This is a genomic window from Xanthomonas arboricola (assembly GCF_002940665.1).
Taxonomy (GTDB): domain Bacteria; phylum Pseudomonadota; class Gammaproteobacteria; order Xanthomonadales; family Xanthomonadaceae; genus Xanthomonas; species Xanthomonas arboricola_B.
This window is the reverse complement of record NZ_MIGY01000003.1, coordinates 1,230,649-1,254,941: the sequence shown is the minus strand read 5'-3', so window position 1 is coordinate 1,254,941 and position 24,293 is coordinate 1,230,649. Positions and strand designations below refer to the sequence as shown.

Below are 24,293 nucleotides of genomic sequence, written 5' to 3'. Positions count from 1 at the left end.
GGATTGCCGGGGCTGCTGGCTCCTGCTGAAGCTTTCCCTTCCTCGCGCTACCGAAGCGCTGTCGACAGGTCGTCTTCGTGGCTGCCGGCCACGCAGTCGGTTCGGGACCGAATGCAGTGCGATCGGCAGTCTGCAGCGGGTGCTCGGCGAACGATCGAGGCACGCTCCGCTCTTGCGGCAGGCCGCATGACGGCGGTCGGGGATCGGGCAGGCGTCGCGCAACTGATCACGATTCGCGTTCCTTCATGCGCCGCGGCAACGCGTTACAGTGCGGCCGGCTCACTGTCTCGGAGACATCGCATGAAGGGCGATACCAAGGTCATCGAGTACCTCAACAAGGTGCTCTACAACGAACTCACTGCGATCAACCAGTACTTTCTGCACGCCAAGATGCTGAAGAACTGGGGCCTGAAAGAACTGGCCGAGCATGAGTACAAGGAATCCATCGACGAGATGAAGCATGCGGACAAGCTGTCCGACCGCATCCTGTTTCTCGAAGGACTGCCGAATTTTCAGGCGCTGGGCAAGCTGCGTATCGGCGAGAACCCCACCGAGATGTTCCGCTGCGATCTGGCGCTGGAGCGCGAGGCGGTTGCCGTGCTGCGCGAGGCCGTGGCCTATGCGGAGACCGTCAACGACTACGTGAGCCGTCAGCTGCTGGTGGACATCCTGGAGTCGGAAGAAGAGCACATCGACTGGCTGGAAACGCAGCTGGATCTGGTAGCGCGCATCGGCGAGCCGAATTACCTGTTGACCAAGCTGGACGATTGAGGGCCGCCGATCGAACTGCTGCGCAGCCGTCAGGCGGGCGCGTTCGGTGCTGGAATCGGCATGTACCACTCGCACGCTTCGGCGCTTGCGTGTCGTCCGCACCCGCCTGACGGCCGCTCGCTACGTCTTGTCAGCTGCTCCTAGCGGGCGGCGCGGGTCTTGGTCTGCAGGCGCGCGACCTGGCCGAGCAGTGCCAGGCGGGCGCGTGCGTATTCGGCGATGACCAACGCCACCATCACCGAGGGGCGTTCGATGGTGCCGGTACGCGCGGCCAGTTCGATCCGGCGCGCGGCATTGGCCAGCGCCTGGGCGCCGACGTTGGCGCTAGAGGATTTGAGCGTATGCGCCAGATCGCGCAGCTGCATGCTGTCGCGGTTGGCGGCAGCGGTTTCCAGTTGTTCGATGATGCCTGGCGCATCTTCCAGGAACAGCTGCAGGATGGTGATGGTGTCCGTGCCCGCCACCTCGTACAGCTCATCGAGCACGCTGTTGTCCAGGATCGGCAGGGCGCGCGCATGCGCGGTGCTGCTGGTGCTTTCGGGGTCGACTGCGGCTGGGCTGCCAGTGGTCGGACCAGGCAGCAGCGGCTGGCGCGGCAGCCAGCGTTGCAAGCAGGCGTCGAGCTGCTCGCGGGCGACCGGTTTGGACAGGTAGTCGTCCATGCCGGCGGCCAGGCAGCGTTCGCGATCGCCGGCCATGGCGTTGGCGGTCATCGCAACGATCGGGATCGGGCGGCCGCCGCTTTCGGTTTCCATCGCGCGCCAGCGGCGGGTGGCGGCATAGCCGTCCAGCACCGGCATCTGGCAATCCATGAAGACCATGTCGTAGCGGGTGGACTCCATGCTGCTCAGCGCGGATTCGCCATCGGTGGCAGTGTCGGCGTCGAAGCCGAGCACGGCCAACAGCTTCTGCGCGACCAGCAGGTTCACCGGGTTGTCTTCCACCAGCAGGATGCGCACTTCGCGCGGATTGGCCTGCGCCGGCGCCATCGGCTCGGGAATCATCGCCGCAGCCAGCGTGGCCGCGTGGGCCGGCTTGGGATCGGGTGGCAGCACCAGCGAGCGCAGGGTTTCGTCCGGGCTCTGGCGTGATACCAGGGTGGCGTTGTCCTGCAGCTCGGCAGGCACCGGCTCGTCGCCATACAGCCAGATCAGGTGCGAGCCGCTGAGGTCGTCCGGGCGGGCAAGCGCGCGATGCACGGCGCGCGCGCTGTAGCGCAGCGTGTCGTGGTCGGCGATGACGCAGCGGAAGCCTTCGCTGTCGCTGTGGCGACGCACCCGCTCCAGCGCTTCCTGGGTGGTTTCCATCAGCACGTGCGACACGCCCCAGCTGTCGAGCAGGCGCTTGAGGCGTTGCGACAGGCGTATGTCGGAACTGATCACCAGCACCCGGGCGGTATCTGCGCCGGTGTTGTGCTGCAGGTCGCCGATGACCTTGAGCAGCGGAATCTCGAACCAGAACGTGGCGCCGCGCCCGGGCTCGGACTCCACGCCGATGCGGCCGCCCATCAGATCGATGATGCGTTTGCAGATCGCCAGTCCCAGCCCGGTGCCGCCGTACAGGCGCGTGGTGGAGGCGTCGGCCTGTGCGAAGGAGCGGAACAGGCGCGCCTGCTGATCCGGGGCGATGCCGATGCCGGTGTCGCGCACCTGGAAGCGCAGCAGATGCTGGGCGCGGGTCTCGCCCAGGCGACGCAGCTGGATGTCGACGCTGCCGCGTTCGGTGAACTTGATCGCATTGCCGATCAGGTTGCCCAGCACCTGGCGCAGGCGGATCGGGTCGCCGCGCACCAGCAGGCGCACCGACGGCTCGATATCCAGCCCCAGGCGCAGTTGCTTGCCTTCGGCGGTGCGCTGCAACAGCTGCACGACGCCGCCGAGCAACTCGCGCAGATTGAAGGTGGTGATCTCCAGTTCGAGCTTGTTGGCTTCGAGTTTGGAGTAGTCGAGGATGTCGTCGACGATACGCAGCAGCTGCAGTGAGCTACCGGTGGCGGTCTGCAGCATGTCGCGCTGGTCCAGGCTGAGCTGACCGCGCGAGATCAGGTCCAGCATCGGAATGATGCCGTTGAGCGGGGTGCGGATCTCGTGGCTCATGGTAGCCAGGAATTCACCCTTGGCCAGCGTGGCGGCCTCCGCGGCCTGCTTGGCGCGCACCAGTTCCTGCTCGAGCTCGCCGTGGCGCTGCAGTTCCTGCTGCAGGCGCTCACAGGCGACGTCGGCGTCCTCCAGACGTCGCGACAGGGCGTGCTGCGCGCGCGCACTGCGGTAGGCCCCAGCCGCGGTGCATAGACCGAACACCACTGCCAGCGCTGCAGAGACCGCCGTCACTGCGCGCCACGGTCCGTCGATGGCCCACCACTGCAGGCCCGCTCCCAGCGCTGCAACCAGCGCGGTCAGCGTGGCCAGACTGCTGCAGGCGCGAAGGCCTCCTGCCTGCGCTGTCACTCAGAGCACCGCGTTTGTGAAGTCGAAGTCCAGCTCCTTGCCCACCGTCTGCACCAGGTTGCCCTGGATGAAGTCCACGCCGCTCATCCACATCGCCGCGGCCGCCTGCGGATCTTCGATGCGTTGGCCAATGATCAACAGGCCGCGCTGATGGGCGATATCGATCACGCCGCGCAGTTCATCGCGGACTGCAGCGTTGCCATGGGCATCGGCGAAACGGTTGGCCATGCGCACGAAGCTCAGCGGCAACTGGCTCAGCAGCGCATTGGCCTCGTCGCCGGGCTCGAACTGGCTCAGGCAGAACTGCACGCCGGCCGGCATCAATTTGGCGCAGAACTGCTGCACGGTGACTGCGTGGATCAGGGCATCGTCCAGGCGCAGGTCGACGATCAGCGATTGTCCGGCCACGCCGCGTTCGACCAGCGCCTTGAGCAACCAGTCGGCGAAGGCATCGCGCGCCAGCGTGCGCGGCGACTGCGACACGAACAGGCGCAGCGGCGGATGGGCATGCTGGTGCAGATGCAGCAGGCCGAGCGCGTGGTCCATGACCTGCTGGTCGAGATCGGCGATGCGTCCGGCCGCTTCGGCGGCAGGAATCACCTGGCCGGCCGACAGCAGCGTGCCGTCGGCCTGGCGCAACCGCAGCAGCACCTGGTACTGCGCAGTGTCGCCGCCGGCCACCGCCACGATCGGTTGATACGCCAGTTCCAGCTGGCCTTCGACCAGGCGCAGTTGCTCCTGTTGTTCGGCCTGGCTGGGGGCCAGATAGGCCTGCACACCGTCGCTGCGCAGGCGGGCCTGCAGCGCGGTGCGCTCGACCGCTTCCAGCGCGCTGCCGGTGTCGTCGAAGCCGAGGCTCAACGGTGCCACGCCGATGGCGCAGCGCACGTGGACCGATTCTTCTTCGCGCACCGGGAAGGCGTTGGCTGACAGCCGCTGGCGGATTTCCAGCGCGTGCTGTTCCAGGCTGGATTCGGGCATGTCCGCGCCCAGCAGCAGGAAGCTGTTGTCGTTCAGGCGCGCCAGCGGATACGGGTGCCCGGCACTGGCCAGGCGATGCCCGGCCTGGGTCATCAGGCGCTCGTAGGCGGCATAGCCGTAGCGCTCCCGCAGGCCGAGCGCGCTGGCGATTTCGATGAAGAACAGGCCACCGGCCTGCTTGCGCGCCAGCGCATCGGCCAGCAGTTCCATCACATGACCGCGCGTCGGCAAGCCGGTCTCCGGATTGCTGCGCACGCTGACCTGTTCGCCGGCCTGCTGCAGCGCCTGTTGGCGTGCGCGACGGATGCGGTTGGACACCGCGGCGATCAGGTGACGTGGGCGGATCGGCTTGGTCAGGAAATCGTCGGCGCCGCTGTCGAGCACTTCGAATTGACGTTCCGGATCCGGGTCGCCGGTCAAGAACACGATCGGCAGCAACTGCTGGCCCGGTTGCTGGCGGATCAGGGTGGTCAGGCGGATGCCGTCCAACTCGGGCATATGCAGGTCCATCAGGATCAGATCCGGGTGGTAGTCCTGGATCGCCTGCGGCACGCTGGCGGCGGTCATTTCCACCTGCGCATGCATGCCGGCGCCGTGCAGCACGCTCTGCGCAAACAGCGCCTGCGAGCGATCGTCCTCGACGATCAGCACGCGGTACGGCGCATCGGCGGCGACGTTGTCACCGCCGTCGCGTGCCGCCGCGCCAGTCGAGTGGGCGGTGCTGCCTGTTGCGACGGCCTGCGCTGCCAGCGGAACGATCGATGCGTGGGCGACAGCCAACGCAGGTGCCGGAATGATGGCCGCGCTCACCGGCTCGGCATCGTTGGACGTCACCGCGGCCTCGTCGGCCCAGCGGCGCCAGTAGTCCGCCGGCGGCGTCTCGGCGCGCAATGGACGATTACGCGTGGCAGTGTCGTCACGGGTGAAAGGAACCGGATCTCGGGCGGCCATCGATACTCCCTGCAGTCGCGATGATTATGCGATGAACTTCACGATAGCGGGGAGCGACGTGCAGCCGGCGTGGTGGTAGAGCGCATCGGTGCGACCAGCCGGCGCATGCCCCGCCATAGCCATCGCCACACCCACCACACCACCAGCGTGGCCAGCACGCTGGAACCCACCGCAACACCGAGTGCCAGCCACGGGTGCGCCAATGCCAGCGCCAGCGCGGCGGTGGCGATGGTGTCTTCTGCCAACGAGGCGACCCAGTTGCTGGCCGGTTCCGGCGAGGTGTTGAGCAAGGCGCGGGTGCCGGCTTTGAGGGTATGGCTGGTCAGCGCCACACCGGCGCCGGCGGCCAGCACGCCCGTGCTTAGGTCACCGTCCGGCGACAGCGTGGCCGCGGCCAGGAAGGCGCCGGCCGGGACGCGTGCCAGGGTCTGCAGCAGATCCCAGCCCGAATCCACGCCGGGGATCTTGTCGGCGAAGAATTCGGCCACCGCCAGTGCACCGGACGTGCCCAGCACCCACCACGACTGTGCCGGGTGCAAGGCGGGGGGCAGCTCGATCCAGCCGAGCAGGCCGGCCAGGCCGACACCGAACACGGTCAGATAGACACGGATGCCGGCCAGCCAAGCCAGCAGGATGCCGATCACGAACAGATGTGCTTCGCTCATGGCGTTGCTTCCTGCGAACAATACGGAACTATCGGATAACCGCCGGTCCAGCGCCAGCGCGACGGTTGCCGACGCTCTGGCACACTACGCCGCCCATGACTGCGCCGGCCCGTCCGGACCCGATGCCCATGCGACCAGCAGCACGCGTTCAGATCGTCCAACGTGACGCCGGGGGGGGGCGTTTCAGCGGCCGCTGGCTGTGGCTGGTGATCGCGCTGGCGTGGCTGGCATCGTTGGGCGGGGCGTGGTGGATGGCCAGCCGCACTGCGGCGCCGCGTCTGGTCGAGGCCGAGGCTGCGCTGCAGCGGGCGCAGCGCAGCCAGGCCCAGCAGCGTCGGCAGATCGCGCAGTTGCAGCAGCGCCAGGTCAACCTGGCGATGTCCGACAAGATCAGCCGCGCCGCCAATACCGAGGTGCAGGCTTCGCTGGCCGAGCGCGACGAGCAGATCGCCGCGCTGCGCGCGGATGTGGCGTTCTACGAGCGCCTGGTGGGCTCCACCGCGCAACGCAAGGGACTCAACGCGCACTCGGTGCAATTCACCGCCGAGGCCGGCGGCACCTGGAATTACAGCGTGGTGCTGACCCAGAACCTCAACCGCGGTGCGATCAGCCAGGGCCAGCTGCGCTTTGTGGTGGAGGGCGTGCGTGCCGGCAAACTGGTCACGGTGAGCTGGAACGAGCTGCACCAGAGGCCTGACGCGGCCGGGCAGCCGTACTCGTTCCGCTATTTCCAGCAATTGGACGGCAGTGTGATCCTGCCGAAGGAATTCACTCCGCAACGTGTCAAAATCCTCCTGAGCGGCGATGGGGCGCCGGTCACTCAGACATTCGACTGGAAAGTCGCCGGGAATGGCGCGGGGGAGTAGCTCATGTTCGGAAACAAATCCAACCGTGGTGCGCAGACCGTGGTCGACACCTTGATCGGGCCGCAGGTGGTCATCCGCGGCGACCTGATGTTCAGCGGCGGGCTGTATGTGGAAGGCCGCGTGATGGGCAAGGTGATTGCCGAAGACGGCGCCAGCGCCACCTTGACGGTGGCCGAGCAGGGCAGCATCGAGGGCGAGGTGCGCGCGCCGGTGGTGATCATCAACGGTCAGCTGACCGGCGATGTGCATGCTGCCGAGCGGGTCGAACTGGCCGCCAACGCGCGGGTGCAGGGCAATGTGCATTACCAGGTGGTGGAGATGAGCGCCGGCGCGCAGCTCACCGGCCGCCTGATCCATGCCGCCACCGCTGGCGCGACCGCCGCATTGCCGGCGCCGGAGGCCGGCTGTGCCGAGCCGGTCAAGGCCTTGCGGGCCGAAACTGCCGACGCCTAGGGCGTGGCCCCGGCTAAAGCGGGGCGCCGGATTTGGCAAGCAGCGCTTGAAGTGGGGTCGCCTGGCCCCCATGCTGACGCCATGAGTACGCTCGTTTCGCTCCCTACCGCCGCCCCGGCTCCGGACTATCAGTCCATCGACCGGCCGCTGAACTTTTCCGTGGCTGCCGCCAGCAAGGTGCGCGAGCTGATCCAGGAAGAAGGCAATGCCGAGCTGGCCTTGCGTGTGTACATCCAGGGGGGAGGCTGTTCCGGCTTCCAGTACGGCTTCGAGTTCGACGAGAACCGTGCCGAGGACGACCTGGCCGTGGCCACCGACGGGGTGACGCTGCTGGTCGACCCGCTGAGCCTGCAGTACCTGATGGGCGCAGAAGTGGACTACACCGAAAGCCTGACCGGCGCGCAGTTCGTGATCCGCAATCCGAACGCCAAGACCACCTGTGGGTGCGGTAGCAGCTTCAGCGTCTGAATCGGTGCGTTTGCTGGCGCCTGGGTGTTCGTGTCTGATGGTGCAGTTGAGTCGCGGGCGAACTGCTGCCTTCTGCCGCGCAAAAGATCTCGCCCCGTCGTCACGCGAGTCGCCGCGCCCACTGCAGTCATCCACGAGAGAACGTCTCATCATGTCGCAGACCAGATCCGGACCGGTGTCGGGTCTGCCAGCCTTGCTTGGCATCGCCAGCGCAGTGCTTGCGCCAGCGCACAGGCCTCGCCTGCACGCGGCAGTTTGCTCGGCAGCCATTTTCTGACCAGTAGCCGCCGGGATGCGATGGCCGCATTGCTCATCTCCGAGCTGCAGGCCGGGCAGCCAGATGCAGCGCGCGTAGCGGAGTCACCTTTGCAATCATCGGCGTCGATGGCGAGCCGGCCCCTGCGTGCCGGCGAGGGCAGGGCTGTGCCGACGTCTGAACGCGTGCCGCCAGCCACGCCCGCATCCGCGGTGCGCTGCTTGCGGGCAATGCCGATTATCGGCAGGCTTGCGCCGATGTCAGAGTCTTCTTTTTCAACCTCCGGTTTTGCCTTCACCCATGCGCCGCTGGATCGTGGCGATCTGTTGCGTGACGATCCCGATGCGCTGGCGCGCCTGTGGTCGCAAGGCCGCGTGCTGCTGCTCGATGCCAAGGGCACTGCGCTGGCCGACGCGGATGGCCAACCGCTGCTGATGGACGGTGCCGCGCTTGGCGACGGGCCGGACGGGGCGATCTTTCTTGGGCTGCGCGATGACGTGGGCTGGTTCTGCCTGCCAGCCGATGTGCTGGGTGTGGAAGCGCCACAGCGCATCGACCTGCGTCAGGCCGCCGCCGACTGGCCGGCAGACATATCCACCGCGTTCGCCTACGCGCGCGCGATGCTGCACTGGCAGTCGCGCACGCGTTTCTGCGGCGTCTGCGGCGGGGCGATCGCGTTCGGCCGGGCCGGCTTCATCGCCCATTGCACGCACTGCCAGACCGAGCATTACCCACGCGTGGACCCGGCGATCATCGTGGCGGTCAGCGATGGCGCGCGCTTGCTGCTGGGGCGGCAGGCAAGCTGGGCGCCGGGGCGTTACTCGGTGATTGCCGGCTTCGTCGAACCCGGCGAGTCGCTGGAGCAGACCGTGGCGCGCGAGGTGTTCGAGGAAACCCGCGTGCGGGTACGGGACTGCCGCTATCTGGGCGCGCAACCGTGGCCGTTTCCGGGCGCGTTGATGCTGGGCTTCACCGCGCGCGCTGCGGCAAGCGAAGTGCCGCAGGTCACCGGTGAGCTGGAAGACGCACGCTGGTTCAGCCATGCCGAAGTCACTGCAGCACTGGCCGGCGAAGGCGAGATCGGGCTGCCGCCGCGCATTTCCATCGCGCGGGCGCTGATCGAGCATTGGCATCGCGTCCATGGCTGAGCCGGGGCGAGCGCTGCAGCGCGGGCAGACCAGGTGCGCATGCATCGGCTCGGCTAGACTCGGCTGAGGAGGCCCACCCATGTTCACCACCCTGGTTGCTGTCGTCGTCGCACTTGCGCTGGGCCACCTGGCGCCCGCCCAGGTGGCGCGGCTGCGGCGTTTCGAATGGTTCGGCCAGTGGCTGCGCCGGCTGGACGGCCATGCCGCCGGGCGCGGTGCGTGGCAGGGGCGCTATGGCGTCGCGCTGGCGCTGTTGCCGGCCTTGCTGGTGGTATTGCTGCTGCAATGGCTGCTGGACGATGTCTGGCGCGGCTTCTTGGCCTTGCTGTTCGGCGTGGCGGTGCTGGCCTGGACCTGGGGGCCGCGCGATCTGGACCGCGATGTGGAAGCGGTGATCGACGCCGACGAACCGGGCGCGCGCCGCGATGCGATCGCGCAATTGCAGGCGGCCGGCGGCAGCGTGCACGAGGATGCGCCGTCGCTGGTGGAAGCGGTGGTGGTCAACGGCCTGCGGCGCTGGTTCGCGGTGCTGTGGTGGTTTTTGCTGCTGGGGCCGTTCGGCGCGGTGCTGTATCGGCTCACGGCATTGGCGGTGGAGAGCCCGCTGTCGGTACTGCTGCCGCCGCGCAACCTGGCCGGCGCGCGCTGGTTGCTGGCCGCGCTGGAATGGCCGGTGGCGCAGTTGATCACGGTGTCGATGGCGCTGGTGGGCAATTTCGACACGGTGTTCCGCGCCTGGCGGCAGGCGCATGGCAACCGCTGGTCGCTGGAGCCGCATTTTCTCGGTGCGGTGGCGCGTGCCAGCGTCAGCGCCGAGCTGCGCGAGGAAGCCCACGACTACACCGATTCGGGGCTGGTGCCGGTGTGGCGCCGCCTGCCGGAGGTGCGCGATGCGATGAGTCTGGTCTGGCGCGTGCTGCTGCTGTGGATGGTGGTGCTGGCGTTGCTGGTGATTGCCGGGTGGGTGCGGTAACACCACGATGCGTGGTGCGTCGCCGCGCGTAGGAATAGCACCGCGGCAAGCGGCTGTTCGCGGCTAACCCGGCGCCAGCAAGGTAAATGGGTACCACGGCAAGTTCCTGGCGATCCAATACGTAGGCAACGCCCACAACCAGAACTTGGGTTCGGACATCACCGCCACCACCGGTGCAAACCAGCGTGCGCGCCAGCCGGCTTTCCAGGCGATCAGGCCGGGCAAGGTGAACAGGCCGAGCACGGCGGCCGGGTTCATGGCGAAGGCGCCGGGCAGATCGAAGTGCACCAGCGCATACAGCGCGCGGGTCATGCCGCAACCGGGGCAGTAGCAACCGGTCACGGCACGGAATACGCAGGGCGGGAACGGGCTGTTGCTCGCGTTCGGATCGAAGCGATACAGCAAGCTCACGCCGAAGGCGGCCACGCTGGTGGCCGCCCCCAGTCCAAGCCAATGGCGTGGACGCAGTTCCATTACTGCATGTGCTGCAACTGCTGCATGTAGTCCATGTAGCCCTGCATGCCGCCGGTGGCGACCATGCCGATATTGATCAGCAGGCCGATGACGGCCAGCACACTGGTCACGATGCACCAGGTCTTGGCGGTGTTGGAGGCGCGCCGTGCGCCGTCGATGTCGCCCTGGTTGAGCAGGCCGTTGACCTTGCTGGAGAACACGATCGCCACGATGCCGCTGATCAGGGCCGGGCAGCACAGGCAGAAGCCGAGCACGGTGGAGACGATCGCCCAGATCAGGTGATTGGGAACCGGGCCGGGTGCGGCGCTGGACGAGGGATGGATCGGCGGCGGGATGGCACTCATGGTGAAGCTCCTTGGGTGGTAAACGACTGCGAACTGATGGGTGAGTGGGGAGAATTATCGGGTGCGTGCCGCAGCAAGAGCGACAGTCGAAGGGGTACGCAGACAACGGCCGCACGCCCCTGACGAGGCGATGGCTGGCCGCTGGAATGAGCGGCAGCTGCCGATCACGGCAGACGCCTCAGGCGCGATGATGTTGAGCACGACTTCCCCCGGTACGATCTGTCGCGTTCGTTAGACGAACGCGGCGGCAAAACGTGTGATGGCGCACAGGCTACTCGCGGCGCGCGACGGACGCAAAGCCTGCGCCCGCCGGGCTCAGGGGTGATCCTGACGCAGCGCCCGCACTTGCTGTTCGAGTAGCGCAGCGGTCGCTTCGGTACCGGGCACCGCCGCAGCTGCGGCCACGTCGATCTGCGCGCGCATCCGGCGCGGCACGCGCATGCGGCCCAGGCGGGTGTCGCGGCGGCTCCACATGCTCGACCACATGCCACGCAGCGCCATCGGAATCACCGGTACCTGGCGGCGTTGCAGGATCTTTTCCACGCCCGATTTGAACGGCGCGATCTCGCCATCCCTGGTCAATGCGCCTTCGGGGAAGATGCACACCAGCTCGCCGTCGGCCAGCGCCGCATCGATGCGGTCGAAGGCCTGTTGCATCAGCGCGGGATCTTCGCGCGCGCCGGCGATCGGGATCGCCTTGGCGGTGCGGAAGATCCAGCGCATCACCGGGATGCGGAAGATCTTGTAGTACATGACAAAGCGCACCGGGCGCGGAATCACCGCCGACAGGATCAGCGCGTCCATGTAGCTGACGTGGTTGCTGATCAGCAGCGCGGCGCCCTCGTCGGGCACGTGGCGGTCGATGTCGCGCGCGCGCAGCCGGTACAGCACGCTGACCAGCACCCAGCTGAGAAAGCGCATCAGGAACTCGGGCACCAGGGTGAAGATCCACAGCGCCACCAGCGTATTGGCCAGCGCCAGGGCCAGGAACACCTGCGGAATGCTCAGGCCCGGCAACGGAATGCGCACGCCGAACAGCACCAGCTGCGGCAACTGCAGCGCGATGCCGATGATGGCGGCGGTGACGATGAACAACGAATTCTGGATGTTGAGCCCGGCGATCACGCGCGAGAGTTCGGCCTTGGGCGTGCGACTCTGGATCAAGGCGAACAACGGCACCACGAACAGACCGGTGAACAGGCCGATGCCGACCAGATCCACGATCAATCGCACGCTGCCGGCTTGCTGCACGAACTGGCCGATCGACAGAGCGGTGGCAGGCGCGGCACCGGGGCGGGCGAAGTACAGGTCCAGCAGAAATGCGCTGATGCCGAACGCGCCCAGCGGCACCAGGCCGATTTCCACGGTGCGCCCGGACAGCCGCTCGCACAGCAGCGAACCCACACCGGTGCCGATCGAAAACAGCGCCAGCGCGAACACGTACAGATCCTGCTGCCCGCCAAGATTGACCTGCGCGTAGGTGGGCAACTGCGCGGTCAGCACGGTGCCGACGAACCAGAACCACGACACCCCGAGCACGGCGTTGCGCACTGCCGGCGTACGCCGGGTCAGGCGCATGATGGCGCGCGATTCGGGGATGGGGTTCCAGTTGATCGTCAGCTCGGGCGCGCCGGCATCGACCCTGGGCACCAGCCGCGCGACCAGGTTGCCGGTGACGGCAATCGCGATCACCGCGGTGGCCGCGGCGATCGGCCCATGGCTGCCGGCGATCTGGAAGATCAGCCCACCGAAGATCATGCCGCACAGGATCGAGATCGAGGTGCCCATCTCGACCAGGCCGTTGCCGCCGGTGAGTTCCTCCGGTTTCAGCACCGAGGGCAGGATCGAATATTTCACCGGCCCGAACAGCGTGGACTGCAGGCCGGTGCAGAACAGCGCGATGAGCAGGATCGCCATGTTCTCGGTGACAAACCCCACCGCCGCCAGCGACATGATCGCGATCTCCATCGTGGTGGTGATCACGATGAGTTTCTGCTTCTCCAGCTTCTCGGCGATCTGCCCGGCCAGCGCGGAGAACAGGAAGTACGGCAGGATGAACAGTGCCGGCGCCAGATTGGTGTACAGCGTGCGCTGCGCCGCATCGATGCCCAGGTAGAACAGCAGGCCGATGATGGCCTGCCGATAGACGTTGTCGTTGAATGCGCCCAACGCCTGCACGGCGAAGAACGGCAAGAAGCGGCGCTGCCTGAGCAGGGCGAACTGACTGTGACCGGACATGCAGTTTCCTTTGCGAACGCGCGCAGCCTAGCAGGCTTCCGCAGCGCCCTGGTGCGTGGGCCAGGCGCGCTTGGAAGATGCCGCGTCACCGCCCACACTGCGCCCCTTCTTTCAACAGGCTCCTGCCATGAGTGTGCAAACCGCTCCCTATCCGCCCCTGCCCCGACGGCTGGTCGTGTTGATGGCCGCCGCCACCGGGCTGGCGGTGGCGAGCAACTACTACGCGCAGCCCTTGCTGGAGACGCTGGCGCAGGCGTTCGGGATCCAGGTGCGCAGTGCCGGGGCGGTGGTGACCGCCGCGCAGCTGGCCTACGCGGCGGGGCTGCTGTTGCTGGTGCCGCTGGGCGACCGGCTGGAGCGGCGCGGGCTGATCGTCGGCCTGTTCGTGCTCAGTGCGCTGGGCCTGCTGGTGAGCGCCGCCTCGCACAGCTTCGGCATGTTGCTGGCCGGCACGATCCTCACCGGTGCCAGCTCGGTGGCGGCGCAGATCCTGGTGCCGTTTGCCGCGACCCTGGCCGCCCCGCACGAGCGCGGGCGGGTGATCGGCACGGTGATGAGCGGCCTGTTGCTGGGCATCCTGCTGGCGCGCACCGCGGCCGGGGTGCTGGCCGGCGTTGGCGGCTGGCATACGGTGTACTGGATCGCCTCCGGCCTGTTGGTGGTCACCGCCTGGCTGCTGTGGCGCGGGCTGCCGCGGCACCCGGGTAATGCGCAGCTGGCGTATCCGCAGCTGGTGGGCTCGGTGCTGACGCTGCTGCGCGACGATGCGGTGCTGCGCGCGCGCGCGGTGCTGGGCGGGCTGATCTTTGCCGGCTTCAGCATGTTCTGGACCACGCTGGCGTTCCTGTTGTCCGGGCCTGCGTATGGCTATGGCACGGCGGTGATCGGGCTGTTCGGCCTGATCGGTGCGGCCGGCGCGCTGGCGGCCAACCGCTCCGGTCACTGGTCCGATCACGGCCATGGCGACCGCGTCAGCTGGGGCGGGCTGGGGATGCTGCTGCTGTCGTGGGGCTTGCTGGCGTTTGCGCCGCAGTCGATCGCGCTGCTGATCGTCGGCGTGCTGCTGCTGGATATCGCGGTGCAAGGGGTGCATATCGCCAACCAGAGCGTGATCTACCAGCGCAACCCGAATGCACGCAATCGCATCACCTCGGCCTACATCACCTGCTACTTCATCGGCGGTGCGGTGGGGTCCACGCTGGGCACGGCGGCCTATGCGCAGGCCGGCTGGAACGGCGTGGTGATCGGTGGGGCGGTGCTGGCGGTGGCGGCGCTGGGCTGGGTGGGGCTGAGCGTGGCGCGCAAGCACTGGAAGTAGGCGCGGCTGCCGGAACGACGCCATGGCGATCGGATGCAGGTGGGACCTGCGCGCGCATCGGAGGGTTCGGCTTCGTCGCTGATGTGGATGCGGCAGTGACTGCGCGGCGCATACGCGCACCGCCGCCGACGACGCACTAGGCCTTGCTGGTTGCCAGGCGCGCTGCGCCCTCTGCCGGCGCGGTGGTGACCGCCAGGGCAGCGGCACGCAGTTTGGGTAGCAGCCGCAGGGTCAGTGCCAGCTGGTCGCGTACCAGGCGCTGCTTGGGCGGCAACTGCACGGCGTGTTGCTCCAGCGCTTCGGCGGTGGCGATTTCTTCGCTTTCGTCGTGCGCCGGCAGCGGCTGGCGTTCGCGCAAGGCGGTGGCGATTTCGCCCAACGCGTGTTGAAGATAGTCGCCGGCCTGCGCGATGGCGGGGTCGTGTTCGCCATCGAGTGCGGCGCGGTGCGCGCCGAGCGCAGACAGATAGCCGAGCAGGGTGTTGGACAGCGCCAGGAAGCGGAAGCCCGCATCCAGGTTGCGCCGATAGCGGCCCGGTTCGCGCAGCATGTTGGACAACGCCACCGACAAGGCGGCATCGGCGTTGTGCATGTCGCGGCGTGCGATGCGGTAGGGCAGGTCGTCGCGCATGCCGCTGGCGTATTGCTCCAGCACCTGGGCCAGATAGCGCGCGCAGCTGGCCAGCACCGTGGCCATCACCTGGTTGAGGCGGCGGCCCTGCCAGTCCGGCAGGATCAGGAACGAGGCAGCCGCGGCGATCGCGCAACCGATCAGCGTGTCGATCAGGCGCGGCCAGATCAGCACGAAGCCATCGCCGAGCAGGTTGAAGCAGAACAGCGCCATCACGGTGATGCCGGCGGTGGCCAGCATGTAGCGATCGGTGCGGGCGATGAAGAAGATCAGCGCGGCGGCCAGCGCCAGCAGCAGCTGCACTTCGGTGCCGGGGAACAGCTGCATCAGCGCCCAGGTGGCGACCAGGCCGATCAGGGTGCCGGCGATGCGCTGCACCAGCCGCAGGCGGGTGGCGCCGTAATTGGGCCGGCACACGAAGGCGGTGGTGAGCAGGATCCAGTAGCCGTTGTCGGCATGGATGGACTGCATGATGGCGTAGCCGACCACCAGTGCGATGGCCATGCGCAGGCCGTGGCGGAACAGCACCGAGCCGGGCGTGAGTTGCTGCATCAGACGCGCGGCCATTTCGCGCAAGGTGTGCGGCGCCGAGTCGCGCAGGCGGGTGTCGAGGTTGTCGCTGGTGGAGTCCGATTGCGCCGCTTCCGACAGCTTGCGTTCGATGCTCTGCAGGTTGGTCACCAGCAATTCCAGCGCACCGAGCAGGCGCGCCAGTGCGGGATCGGCACGCGCGTGCAGGTAGTCCAGCGATTGCCGCAGGTCTTCGGTGGCCAGGCGGCTGTTGTCGCCGTAATCGAACGGATGGCGCAGGCGGATCGCCTCGCCCAACGCGGCGCAGGCCTTGCCTTGCAGCGCGAGCAGGCGCTGGCAGCGGTACAGCACGTCGCTGTGGAAGAACGCCTCGGTCAGCGCTTCGTAGGGATAGTGCGAGGAACTGGCGCGCTCGTGGAATTCCTGCGCCATGTAGTACAGGCGGAAATACAGGCCCGATTGCACGCCCGGCCGCCCCGACCGGCCGAAGCGGCTCATGATCGCGGTCTTGGCGGCGTTGAGCGCGCCAACCACCCTGGCGTTCTGCTCGGCCAACGCCAGCCGGCGCGCATGCAGGTCGCTCTGCCGCACCGGTTCGAACAGATCGGCCTTGAGCTTGAGATAACGGCCCAGCTCGAAGAACAGCCGCGACAGCCGCTCGCGCACCGGGCGATTGGCGAACAGCAGGGTCCACAGGATCGACAGCACGCCGTACCAGGTGGCGCCGATCAGCAGCAGTGCCGCGCCGTGCCAGGCGATCGACGGATCGTGGCTGCCGTGCTGGTCCATGCCGATCATGGCGTAGATCGACAAGGCCACAGTGGCCTGCGCGATCGAGGCGTAACGCTCGCCCAGCGCGCCGAGCAGGGTCAGCGAGAAGGTCGCCGCCGCCATGCCGGTCACGAATGCCAGCGGATACGGGAACAGCAGCACCACCGACGCCGCAGCAGCGGCGAAACACAGCAGCGACAGCAGCACCGACTTGATGCGGCCCAGCCAGTTGTCGTCGGTCTCGGCGATGGCGCTGGCGATCGCGCCCAGGAACAGTGCCGGTACCGCAGTGAGTTGCTGCCAATGCCAGCACACCCCCATCGCCACCGCCAGCGCGATGAACACGCGCAGGCCATAGCTGGCCTTTTCATGGGCCCACAGGCGGCTAAGGCGGGTTTCGAAGGAGGAAGTGGCCACAGTCTCTGCAAGGCAAGGTGCCCGGGCATTATTGCCGCAGGCACGCGCCATCCGGGTGGAGGGCGGCTAGTTCTTTGTCAGTAGCCGCGCGGTGCCAGCTGCCGGAGCAAGCCGCTCAGGCCTGTGCGTCCTGCTCGCGGGCGATCGCGCGCCAGCCGATATCGCTGCGCTGGAACGCGCTGGCCCAGTGGATTGGCTGCAGGCCGGCATAGGCGTTGCGCTGCGCCTCCAGCACGCTGTCGCCCAGCGCGGCAACGCACAGCACGCGGCCACCGGCACTGACGACCTCGCCGTTTGCACTCAATGCGGTGCCGGCATGGAAGACCTTGGCGGTGGCAGGCACCGCGTCCAGGCCGCTGATGACCTCGCCGGTGATCGGGGATTCGGGATACGGCCTGGCGGCGATGACCACGCCCAGCGACGGACGCGGATCCCACTGCGCCTGCGCGGTGTCGAGCTTGCCGTCGATGGCCGCTTCCAGCAGGTCCACCAGGTCCGACTGCAGGCGCAGCATCACCGGTTGGGTTTCCGGGTCGCCGAAGCGCACGTTGAACTCGATCACCTTGGGCGCGCCGTGTGCATCGATCATCAGCCCGGCGTACAGGAAACCGGTGAACGGCACACCGTCGGCGATCATGCCTTGCACGGTCGGCTCGACCACCTCGCGCATCACCCGCGCGTGCACCTCGGGCGTGACCACCGGGGCCGGCGAGTACGCGCCCATGCCGCCGGTATTGGGGCCGGTGTCGCCATCGCCGACGCGCTTGTGGTCCTGGCTGGTGGCCATCGGCAAGGCGTGGGTGCCGTCGACCATCGAGATGAAGCTGGCTTCTTCGCCATCGAGGAATTCCTCGATCACCACGCGCGCGCCGGCATCGCCGAACGCATTGCCCGAGAGCATGTCGCGCACCGCGTCTTCGGCCTCGCCCAGCGTCATCGCCACGATCACGCCCTTGCCGGCGGCCAGGCCATCGGCCTTGACCACGATCGGCGCGCCCCCGCTTTCAACAGACTTGCTGCGCACGTAGGCCAGCGCTGCGTCCACCTCGGTATGCACCGCGTAATACGCGGTGGGGATGCCATGACGCGCCAGAAAATCCTTGGCGAAGGCCTTGCTGCCTTCCAGCTGCGCGGCCTTGGCGGTGGGCCCGAAGATGCGCAGGCCCAGCGCATGGAAACGGTCGACCACGCCCAGCACCAGCGGCACTTCCGGGCCGACCACGGTCAGCGCCACGGCTTCGCGCTGCGCCAGCGCGAGCAGGCCGTCCAGGTCGTCGACCTTGATCGCCACATTGCGGCACTTGGTTTCGGTCGCGGTGCCGGCATTGCCGGGTGCCACCAGCACCTCGCTCACGCGCGCGGACTGCGCGATCTTCCAGGCCAGGGCATGTTCACGGCCGCCGGAGCCGATGACGAGGATTTTCATGTGAGTGCCGAGATTGGGGAATGGGGAATAGGGAATGGGGAATGGGGAATAGAAAAGTCTTTGCTCGTGCAGGCCGTACGATGTGGAATGGCATCTAGGGAGCCGCTCTTGCGATTCCCTATTCCCCAATCCCCATTCCCGGCACGTCAGTGCCTGAAATGCCGCACGCCGGTGAACACCATCGCGATGCCGTGTTCGTCGGCAGCGGCGATCACTTCGCCATCGCGCATCGAGCCGCCGGGCTGGATCACCGCCTTGATGCCGGCCGCAGCGGCGGCATCGATGCCGTCGCGGAACGGGAAGAACGCATCCGACGCCATCACCGAGCCGGCCACGGTGAGCTTTGCCTCTTCGGCCTTGAGCGCGGCGATCTTGGCGCTGACCACGCGGCTCATCTGCCCGGCGCCCACACCGATGGTGCGGTGGTCCTTGGCGTAGACAATCGCGTTGGATTTGACGTACTTGGCCACGCGCCAGGCGAACAGCAGATCGCCCAGCTCGGCCTCGCTGGGCGCGCGCTGGGTGACCACGCTCAGCTCGCCCAGCGACATGCCGCGGTTGTCGGACGACTGCATCAGCAGGCCCGAGCCGATCCGCTTGGTGTCGTAGTTGTTGAGGCCGTTGCCGTGCGGGATCTTGAGCACGCGCACGTTGGCTTTCTTGGTCGCGTAGTCGAGCGCGCCCGGCGCGTAGTCCGGGGCGATCAGCACCTCGACGAACTGGCGATCCAGGATGGCTTTGGCAGTCGCCGCATCGAGGGTCTTGTTGAAGGCCAGGATGCCGCCGAAGGCGCTGGTCGGGTCGGTCGCATAGGCCAGCTCGTAGGCATCGCCGCAGGCCGCGCCCACCGCCACGCCGCAGGGGTTGGCGTGCTTGACGATCACGCAGGCCGGCGCGTCGAACTGGCGCACGCATTCCCACGCCGCATCGGCATCGGCCAGGTTGTTGTAGCTCAGTTCCTTGCCCTGCAACTGCTGGAAGGTGGCCAGCGTGCCCGGCACCGGATACAGGTCGCGGTAGAACGCGCCGGCCTGGTGCGGGTTCTCGCCGTAGCGCAGGTCCATCACCTTGACGAAGTTGGAATTGATCTGCGCCGGGAACGGGCTGCGCGTGGGCACGTTTTCGGTGCTGTCGGCCACCGCCGACAGATAGTTGCTGATCGCCGCGTCGTACTGCGCCACGCGGTTGAACGCGGCCACCGACAGCGCAAAGCGCCTGGCCGCCGAGAGCTGGCCGTCGTTGGCATCGAGTTCGGCCAGCAGCTCGGCGTACTGCGCCGGGTCGGTGGCCACCGCCACACGGGCGTAGTTCTTGGCCGCCGAGCGCAGCATCGCCGGGCCGCCGATGTCGATGTTTTCCACCGCATCGGCCAGCGTGCAGTCGGCCCTGGCGGTCACCGACTCGAACGGATACAGGTTCAGCACCAGCAGGTCGATCGGGACGATGCCGTGTTCGGCCATCACCGCGTCATCGATGCCGGCGCGGCCGAGCAGGCCGCCGTGCACCAGCGGGTGCAGGGTCTTGACGCGGCCGTCCATCATCTCCGGGAAACCGGTCAGCTCGGCGACGTCGGTGACCACCAGGCCCGCCTCGCGGATCGCCTTGGCGGTGCCGCCGGTGGAAAGCAGCGCGACGTTGCGCGCTGCCAGCGCGCGGGCCAGATCGATCAGGCCGGTCTTGTCGGAAACGGAGAGCAGGGCCCGGCGCACGGGCAGGAAATCGGAGGCCATCGGTGGGGGGAGGTCGTTGCGGGGCAGCCGATATTGTAGGCTGCGCCAGCGCTCGAATGGACTCAACACCCCGCGATGGCTTCGATCTATGCTCTGAAAGGACGCTTCCAGGCGCTGCTGCGGCCGATGGTGGGCGTGGCGTATCGTGGCGGCGTCACCGCCAACCAGGTGACGCTCACGGCCGCTGCGGTGTCGTTGGTGGTCGCCGCGGTGGTCTACCGCGGTGGCGCAAGCTGGCCGCTGCTGTATCTGCTGCTGCCGGCCTGGATGCTGCTGCGCATGGCGCTCAACGCGGTCGACGGCATGCTGGCGCGCGAGTTCGGCCAGCAATCGCGGCTGGGCGCCTACCTCAACGAACTGTGCGATGTGGTGGCCGATGCGGCGCTGTACGTGAGCCTGCTCGGCGTGCCCGGCGTCGATGCCACCGCGCTGTGGAGTTTTGCCTCCTTCGCCGCCTTGACCGAGTACGCCGGCGTGCTCGGCCTGATGGTCGGTGCCAGCCGCCGTTACGACGGGCCGATGGGCAAGAGCGACCGCGCCTTCGTCATCGGCGTGCTCGGGCTCGGCCTGGCGCTGGGCCTGCTCGGCGCGCGCGGTGTCACCTGGGCCGCCATTGCGCTGGGTCTTGCCTGCCTTGCCACGGTGTGGCGGCGCGTGCGCGCCGGTCTGGCCGAGGCGGCCACGCAGTAATTTCCCCCTTCTACTTTCAGGATGATGCGATGCGCACAGTCGTAGAGCGCGAGTTCGCCAGTTTCGATGGAACGCCATTGTTTTACCGGCATTGGCCGGTGGCCGATGCCGCTGGCGGCACGCCCAGGGCGGTGGTGCTGCTGCATCGCGGGCACGAGCATTCCGGCCGGGTGATGCATCTGGCCGAAGAACTGCAGCTGCCTGACGCCGCGTTGTTTGCCTGGGACGCGCGCGGCAACGGGCGCTCGCCCGGGGTGCGCGGCGATGCGCCCGGTTTCGAGGCGCTGGTGCGCGATCTGGACCGTTTCATCGCCCATATCGGCACCAGCCACGGCATCGCGGTGCAGGACATCGTGGTGATCGCGCAGAGCGTGGGCGCGGTGGTGGCCGCCACCTGGGTGCACGATTACGCCCCGCCGCTGCGCGCGCTGGTGCTGGCCTCGCCGGCGTTCAAGGTGAAGCTGTATGTGCCGTTCGCGCGCGCCGGACTGGCGTTGATGCAAGCGCTGCGCGGCAATTTCTTCGTCAACAGCTACGTCAAGCCGCAATGGCTCACCCATGATGCGCAGCGGGTGGAAAGCTATCGCAGCGATCCGCTGATCACCCGGCCGATCTCGGTGCGCGTGTTGCTGGGGCTGTATGCGGCCGCCGCGCGCGTGGTGGCCGATGCGCAGGCGATCACGGTGCCGACCCAGTTGTTGGTGTCCGGCTCGGATTTCGTGGTGCATCGCGGCCCGCAGGATCGGTTCTACGAGAACCTGCGCTCGCCGGTCAAGCAGCGGCACTGGTTGCCGGGGTTTTTCCACGACACCCTGGGCGAGCGTGACCGCGCCATCGCCATTGCGTCCATCCGCCAGTTCATCGAAGAACGCTTTGCACAAGCGCCGGTGCGCACCGACCTGCGCGATGCGCATCGCGCCGGGCCCAGCTTCGAGGAAGCCGAGCGGCTGGCCTGGCCGCCGCAACGCAACAGCGTGCAGGACCTGCGCTGGCGCGGCGTGCGCGCCGGGCTGCGGCTGGGCGGCAAGCTGTCCGACGGCATCGCGCTGGGTCTGCAGACCGGCTTCGATTCCGGCAGCACGCTCGACTACATCTATCGCAATCAGGCGCGTGGCCGCGGGCCGCTGGGGCGCATGATCGACCGCAACTATCTCAACGCGATCGGCTGGCGTGGCATCCGTATCCGCGGCATCCATCTGGGCGAGCTGCTGCGCGATGCGGCGGCGCGGCTGCGCGACGCCGGCATGCCCGTACGCGTGCTGGATGTGGCCGCCGGGCATGGCCGTTACGTGCTCGAGGCGCTAGGCAGCGGCGCGCAGCGCGCCGAGACGATCGTGCTGCGCGACTTCAGCCCGCTCAACGTGACCCAGGGCGCCGCGTTGATCCACCGCCTGGGCGCAGGCGATATCGCGCGCTTCGAGCAGGGCGATGCGTTCGATCCTGCGGCGCTGGCGGCGGTACGGCCGGCACCCACCCTGGCGGTGGTGTCGGGCCTGTACGAGCTGTTTGCCGACAACGACCAGGTGGCGCGTTCGCTGGCCGGCCTTGCTGCCGCAGTGCAGCCGGGCGGCTATCTGCTCTACACCGGGCAGCCCTGGCATCCGCAGCTGGAATTCATTGCGCGTGCGTTGACCAGCCACCGCGATGGCGTGGCCTGGGTGATGCGCCGGCGCAGTCAGCAGGAGATGGACGCATTGGTGGAGGCGGCGGGCTTTCGCAAGGTCGAGCAGCGCATCGATGCCTTCGGCATCTTCACCGTGTCGATGGCGCAGCGGATCGGCGCATGAGCGAGGCCGCGCGTCCGCTCGGCCGTGCCGCGCTGTGGCTGGCGTTGCTGGGGCCGTTGTTCTTCCTCAGTTACGGGCTGGCCAACACCCTGGCCGGGCGCGCGCCGCAGCTGCCGTCGGTGGTGTTCGGCTGGGAATACGGCCTGCCGTTCGTACCGTGGACCATCGTGCCGTATTGGTCGATCGACCTGTTCTATGCGGCATCGTTCTTCGTCTGCCGTACCCGACGCGAACTGGATACGCATGCGCTGCGTCTGCTGAGCGCGCAGCTGATCTGCGTTGCCTGTTTCTTGCTGTGGCCATTGCGCTACAGCTTCGTGCGGCCGCAGACCGAGGGCATCTTCGGCTGGCTGTTTGCGGTGCTGCTGGGCTTCGACAAGCCGTTCAATCAGGCGCCGTCGCTGCACATCGTGTTGCTGGTGGTGTTGTGGGTGCGCTATGCCCGGCATCTTGGCCGCATGTGGCGCGTGCCGCTGCATGGCTGGTTCGCGTTGATCGGTGTTTCGGTGCTGACCACCTACCAGCATCACTTCTTGGATATCCCCACTGGTTTGGCCGCGGGCTGGTTGTGCGTATGGCTGTGGCCGGAGCGCATCGTCGCACCGTTCGCGCAGGCGCGACTGACGCGCGATGCGCGCCGCTGGCGCTTGGCAGTGGCGTATCTGGCGGGCGCCCTCGTCAGCGCGGCGCTGGCGGTAGGGGTGGGCGGCGCCGGGTTGTGGGCGCTGTGGCTAAGCCTGTCGCTGAGCCTGGTCGCGCTCAACTATGCAGCGCTGGGCCCGGCCGGATTTCAGAAACGCAGCGACGGGCGCCTGAGTCTGGCCGCGCGCTGGTTGTTCGCCCCGTACCTGCTGGCCGCATGGTGCAACTCGCGGCTGTGGACGCGTCGCGACCCGCTGCCGCGCATGGTCTGCGACGACGTATGGCTGGGGCGTATTCCGCTGCCTGCGCAGCGCACGGCATTTGCCGTGGTGGTGGACCTCAGCGCCGAGCTGTCGCTGCATGCGGTGCGCACGCACGACACGGTGATTCCGATGCTGGATCTGGTGGCACCGACGCCTGCCAGCCTGTGCGCAGCCGCACGCGCCATCGCGACCGCACGCGCTCAGGGCTCGGTGCTGGTGTGTTGCGCGCTGGGCTACTCGCGCAGCGCCGCCGGGGTCGCCACCTGGCTGATCCGCAGCGGACGCGCGCATGACGTGGACGCGGCCATTGCGCAGCTGCGCGCCGTGCGCGCGTCGATCGTGCTTGGGCAAGCCCACCGCGCGGCCATCCGGGCGGCATGCACCGGCGACGACGTGGCCGACTGGAGGCCGCGATGAACAACGCCCTCATGCGGCTGGCGACCATGCGCGCGGTGCTGCGCCAAGGCGCGCCGCTGGACCGGTGTTCACTGTTGCTGCTGGCCGCGGCCATCGTATTGCTGGGGGTTGCGCAGGCACCGCCGCTGATCCAGTTGAGCTATGCGCTCAGCATCGTGACCGGCCTGATCCAACGTTATTGGGCATTGCGTGTGGGGCTGGACGTGGACCTGCTGGAAAGCGTGATCGCACATGTCGAGCGCCGCGGCGGCAGCGAGGAGGACGCTGCGCAACAGCTCGATGCGGCGCTGTACGCGGTTGGCCTGCTGGCGCGGTTGCCACCGGTACGCGACTGGTCGTCGCGCTGGGCCGGCATGCGCCGCCTGCTGCGTCGGCAGGTGCTGTGCCTGGCGGTGCAGGCACTGGCGCTGGGCGCGGCGCTGGCCCTGTGGGTACTGCGATGACGCACACGCATCGCGCCGGCCAGGGCGAGCCGATGCAGGCCACGCCAGCGCAGCCGGCGCTGTGGCAGCGATTGCAGGCTTGCCGTTCCGGTCGCAATGACAGCGCGTTGCCGGCGGTCGTGCAGCGTGTCGCCAGGCAGTCCCGCTGGCAGGTGTCGCAGGCGCAGCAGCTGGTGGGCGAGTCCCGGCAAT

General features: G+C 67.9%; 20 protein-coding genes, 1 other RNA gene and 1 pseudogene. 13 read left to right on the top strand and 9 right to left on the bottom strand.

Annotated elements, in window-relative coordinates; all coding sequences use genetic code 11:
* The first annotated feature begins 300 nt into the window (after positions 1 to 300).
* The gene (gene bfr, locus XarjCFBP7645_RS19170) at positions 301 to 771 is read left to right on the top strand and encodes a bacterioferritin (protein ID WP_005990707.1); all 471 of its coding nucleotides are present in this window, start codon (positions 301 to 303) and stop codon (positions 769 to 771) included.
* A gap of 60 nt (positions 772 to 831) precedes the next feature.
* Positions 832 to 907: non-coding RNA, sX9 sRNA (locus XarjCFBP7645_RS19165), on the top strand.
* Positions 908 to 911: 4 nt separating this feature from the next.
* On the opposite strand, the gene XarjCFBP7645_RS19160 is transcribed toward XarjCFBP7645_RS19165, so the two are convergent.
* Genes XarjCFBP7645_RS19160 through XarjCFBP7645_RS19150 form a run of 3 tightly spaced genes read right to left on the bottom strand, consistent with a single transcriptional unit; the run spans position 912 to position 5,815 of the window.
* The gene (locus tag XarjCFBP7645_RS19160; RefSeq protein WP_104538878.1) at positions 912 to 3,179 is read right to left on the bottom strand and encodes an ATP-binding protein; all 2,268 of its coding nucleotides are present in this window, start codon (positions 3,177 to 3,179) and stop codon (positions 912 to 914) included.
* A 39-nt stretch (positions 3,180 to 3,218) separates the two neighbouring features.
* Positions 3,219 to 5,150, bottom strand: coding sequence for an EAL domain-containing protein (locus XarjCFBP7645_RS19155; RefSeq protein WP_181126389.1), 1,932 nt, complete (start codon positions 5,148 to 5,150; stop codon positions 3,219 to 3,221).
* A 38-nt stretch (positions 5,151 to 5,188) separates the two neighbouring features.
* Complete coding sequence (locus tag XarjCFBP7645_RS19150; RefSeq protein WP_047126184.1) at positions 5,189 to 5,815, bottom strand: DUF4126 domain-containing protein; 627 nt, start codon at positions 5,813 to 5,815, stop codon at positions 5,189 to 5,191.
* 128 nt (positions 5,816 to 5,943) lie between these two features.
* Here XarjCFBP7645_RS19150 and XarjCFBP7645_RS19145 point away from each other — a divergent pair, with 128 nt between their 5' ends.
* The 6 genes and pseudogenes from XarjCFBP7645_RS19145 (at position 5,944) to XarjCFBP7645_RS19125 (ending at position 9,979) form a co-directional block, all read left to right on the top strand.
* Positions 5,944 to 6,681: a DUF6776 family protein gene (locus XarjCFBP7645_RS19145; protein WP_104538709.1), complete on the top strand. Its 738-nt coding sequence runs from the start codon at positions 5,944 to 5,946 to the stop codon at positions 6,679 to 6,681.
* 3 nt (positions 6,682 to 6,684) lie between these two features.
* A complete protein-coding gene (locus tag XarjCFBP7645_RS19140; RefSeq protein WP_104538708.1) occupies positions 6,685 to 7,134 on the top strand; it encodes a bactofilin family protein in 450 nt (149 codons plus the stop codon).
* A gap of 81 nt (positions 7,135 to 7,215) precedes the next feature.
* Positions 7,216 to 7,602, top strand: coding sequence for an iron-sulfur cluster insertion protein ErpA (gene erpA / locus XarjCFBP7645_RS19135; RefSeq protein ID WP_024938186.1), 387 nt, complete (start codon positions 7,216 to 7,218; stop codon positions 7,600 to 7,602).
* A 151-nt stretch (positions 7,603 to 7,753) separates the two neighbouring features.
* Positions 7,754 to 8,006: pseudogene (locus XarjCFBP7645_RS22015) on the top strand (alpha/beta hydrolase); the annotation flags it as partial.
* A gap of 109 nt (positions 8,007 to 8,115) precedes the next feature.
* Positions 8,116 to 9,006, top strand: coding sequence for an NAD(+) diphosphatase (nudC, locus tag XarjCFBP7645_RS19130; protein WP_104538876.1), 891 nt, complete (start codon positions 8,116 to 8,118; stop codon positions 9,004 to 9,006).
* Between the two features lie 79 nt (positions 9,007 to 9,085).
* Positions 9,086 to 9,979: a membrane protein gene (locus XarjCFBP7645_RS19125; protein ID WP_047126181.1), complete on the top strand. Its 894-nt coding sequence runs from the start codon at positions 9,086 to 9,088 to the stop codon at positions 9,977 to 9,979.
* A 63-nt stretch (positions 9,980 to 10,042) separates the two neighbouring features.
* On the opposite strand, the gene XarjCFBP7645_RS19120 is transcribed toward XarjCFBP7645_RS19125, so the two are convergent.
* From XarjCFBP7645_RS19120 to XarjCFBP7645_RS19110, 3 genes are all read right to left on the bottom strand, one after another.
* Positions 10,043 to 10,453, bottom strand: coding sequence for a DUF2752 domain-containing protein (locus tag XarjCFBP7645_RS19120; RefSeq protein ID WP_005990725.1), 411 nt, complete (start codon positions 10,451 to 10,453; stop codon positions 10,043 to 10,045).
* Positions 10,453 to 10,797, bottom strand: coding sequence for a CD225/dispanin family protein (locus tag XarjCFBP7645_RS19115; protein WP_006450995.1), 345 nt, complete (start codon positions 10,795 to 10,797; stop codon positions 10,453 to 10,455). The genes XarjCFBP7645_RS19120 and XarjCFBP7645_RS19115 overlap by 1 nt, the downstream gene beginning before the upstream one ends.
* 315 nt (positions 10,798 to 11,112) lie before the next feature.
* Positions 11,113 to 13,035, bottom strand: a complete 1,923-nt coding sequence (locus tag XarjCFBP7645_RS19110; protein ID WP_104538707.1) for an MFS transporter — start codon at positions 13,033 to 13,035, stop codon at positions 11,113 to 11,115.
* Between the two features lie 127 nt (positions 13,036 to 13,162).
* Here XarjCFBP7645_RS19110 and XarjCFBP7645_RS19105 point away from each other — a divergent pair, with 127 nt between their 5' ends.
* The gene (locus XarjCFBP7645_RS19105; protein ID WP_104538706.1) at positions 13,163 to 14,353 is read left to right on the top strand and encodes an MFS transporter; all 1,191 of its coding nucleotides are present in this window, start codon (positions 13,163 to 13,165) and stop codon (positions 14,351 to 14,353) included.
* Between the two features lie 136 nt (positions 14,354 to 14,489).
* Here XarjCFBP7645_RS19105 and yccS read toward each other — a convergent pair whose 3' ends face one another.
* From yccS to purH, 3 genes are all read right to left on the bottom strand, one after another.
* Entirely contained in the window at positions 14,490 to 16,703 is a 2,214-nt protein-coding gene (yccS, locus tag XarjCFBP7645_RS19100) for a YccS family putative transporter (protein WP_104538705.1), read from the bottom strand.
* Positions 16,704 to 16,818: 115 nt separating this feature from the next.
* Positions 16,819 to 18,129 carry a phosphoribosylamine--glycine ligase gene (gene purD, locus XarjCFBP7645_RS19095; RefSeq protein ID WP_104538704.1) on the bottom strand — a complete coding sequence of 437 codons (1,311 nt, stop codon included), beginning with the start codon at positions 18,127 to 18,129 and terminating at the stop codon, positions 16,819 to 16,821.
* A 146-nt stretch (positions 18,130 to 18,275) separates the two neighbouring features.
* On the bottom strand, positions 18,276 to 19,859 hold the full coding sequence (gene purH, locus XarjCFBP7645_RS19090; protein ID WP_104538703.1) for a bifunctional phosphoribosylaminoimidazolecarboxamide formyltransferase/IMP cyclohydrolase: 1,584 nt from the start codon (positions 19,857 to 19,859) through the stop codon (positions 18,276 to 18,278).
* 75 nt (positions 19,860 to 19,934) lie between these two features.
* Here purH and XarjCFBP7645_RS19085 point away from each other — a divergent pair, with 75 nt between their 5' ends.
* The 4 genes from XarjCFBP7645_RS19085 to XarjCFBP7645_RS19070 are packed head-to-tail and all read left to right on the top strand — an operon-like array spanning position 19,935 to position 24,101.
* Entirely contained in the window at positions 19,935 to 20,549 is a 615-nt protein-coding gene (locus tag XarjCFBP7645_RS19085) for a CDP-alcohol phosphatidyltransferase family protein (RefSeq protein WP_104538702.1), read from the top strand.
* A gap of 29 nt (positions 20,550 to 20,578) precedes the next feature.
* On the top strand, positions 20,579 to 22,336 hold the full coding sequence (locus XarjCFBP7645_RS19080) for a bifunctional alpha/beta hydrolase/class I SAM-dependent methyltransferase (protein ID WP_104538701.1): 1,758 nt from the start codon (positions 20,579 to 20,581) through the stop codon (positions 22,334 to 22,336).
* A complete protein-coding gene (locus tag XarjCFBP7645_RS19075; protein WP_104538700.1) occupies positions 22,333 to 23,658 on the top strand; it encodes a phosphatase PAP2/dual specificity phosphatase family protein in 1,326 nt (441 codons plus the stop codon). Before XarjCFBP7645_RS19080 ends, XarjCFBP7645_RS19075 begins: the two co-directional genes overlap by 4 nt.
* A complete protein-coding gene (locus XarjCFBP7645_RS19070; RefSeq protein ID WP_104538699.1) occupies positions 23,655 to 24,101 on the top strand; it encodes a hypothetical protein in 447 nt (148 codons plus the stop codon). The genes XarjCFBP7645_RS19075 and XarjCFBP7645_RS19070 overlap by 4 nt, the downstream gene beginning before the upstream one ends.
* The last annotated feature ends 192 nt before the right edge of the window (positions 24,102 to 24,293 follow it).

What these genes read in the sequence shown, in the direction of transcription:
- bfr (WP_005990707.1), top strand. Translation starts at nt 301, where the DNA reads ATGAAGGGCGATACCAAGGTCATCGAGTACCTCAACAAGGTGCTCTAC.
- XarjCFBP7645_RS19155 (WP_181126389.1), bottom strand. Translation starts at nt 5,150, where the DNA reads ATGGCCGCCCGAGATCCGGTTCCTTTCACCCGTGACGACACTGCCACG.
- XarjCFBP7645_RS19150 (WP_047126184.1), bottom strand. Translation starts at nt 5,815, where the DNA reads ATGAGCGAAGCACATCTGTTCGTGATCGGCATCCTGCTGGCTTGGCTG.
- XarjCFBP7645_RS19145 (WP_104538709.1), top strand. Translation starts at nt 5,944, where the DNA reads ATGCGACCAGCAGCACGCGTTCAGATCGTCCAACGTGACGCCGGGGGG.
- XarjCFBP7645_RS19140 (WP_104538708.1), top strand. Translation starts at nt 6,685, where the DNA reads ATGTTCGGAAACAAATCCAACCGTGGTGCGCAGACCGTGGTCGACACC.
- erpA (WP_024938186.1), top strand. Translation starts at nt 7,216, where the DNA reads ATGAGTACGCTCGTTTCGCTCCCTACCGCCGCCCCGGCTCCGGACTAT.
- nudC (WP_104538876.1), top strand. Translation starts at nt 8,116, where the DNA reads ATGTCAGAGTCTTCTTTTTCAACCTCCGGTTTTGCCTTCACCCATGCG.
- XarjCFBP7645_RS19125 (WP_047126181.1), top strand. Translation starts at nt 9,086, where the DNA reads ATGTTCACCACCCTGGTTGCTGTCGTCGTCGCACTTGCGCTGGGCCAC.
- XarjCFBP7645_RS19120 (WP_005990725.1), bottom strand. Translation starts at nt 10,453, where the DNA reads ATGGAACTGCGTCCACGCCATTGGCTTGGACTGGGGGCGGCCACCAGC.
- XarjCFBP7645_RS19115 (WP_006450995.1), bottom strand. Translation starts at nt 10,797, where the DNA reads ATGAGTGCCATCCCGCCGCCGATCCATCCCTCGTCCAGCGCCGCACCC.
- XarjCFBP7645_RS19110 (WP_104538707.1), bottom strand. Translation starts at nt 13,035, where the DNA reads ATGTCCGGTCACAGTCAGTTCGCCCTGCTCAGGCAGCGCCGCTTCTTG.
- XarjCFBP7645_RS19105 (WP_104538706.1), top strand. Translation starts at nt 13,163, where the DNA reads ATGAGTGTGCAAACCGCTCCCTATCCGCCCCTGCCCCGACGGCTGGTC.
- purD (WP_104538704.1), bottom strand. Translation starts at nt 18,129, where the DNA reads ATGAAAATCCTCGTCATCGGCTCCGGCGGCCGTGAACATGCCCTGGCC.
- purH (WP_104538703.1), bottom strand. Translation starts at nt 19,859, where the DNA reads ATGGCCTCCGATTTCCTGCCCGTGCGCCGGGCCCTGCTCTCCGTTTCC.
- XarjCFBP7645_RS19085 (WP_104538702.1), top strand. Translation starts at nt 19,935, where the DNA reads ATGGCTTCGATCTATGCTCTGAAAGGACGCTTCCAGGCGCTGCTGCGG.
- XarjCFBP7645_RS19080 (WP_104538701.1), top strand. Translation starts at nt 20,579, where the DNA reads ATGCGCACAGTCGTAGAGCGCGAGTTCGCCAGTTTCGATGGAACGCCA.
- XarjCFBP7645_RS19075 (WP_104538700.1), top strand. Translation starts at nt 22,333, where the DNA reads ATGAGCGAGGCCGCGCGTCCGCTCGGCCGTGCCGCGCTGTGGCTGGCG.
- XarjCFBP7645_RS19070 (WP_104538699.1), top strand. Translation starts at nt 23,655, where the DNA reads ATGAACAACGCCCTCATGCGGCTGGCGACCATGCGCGCGGTGCTGCGC.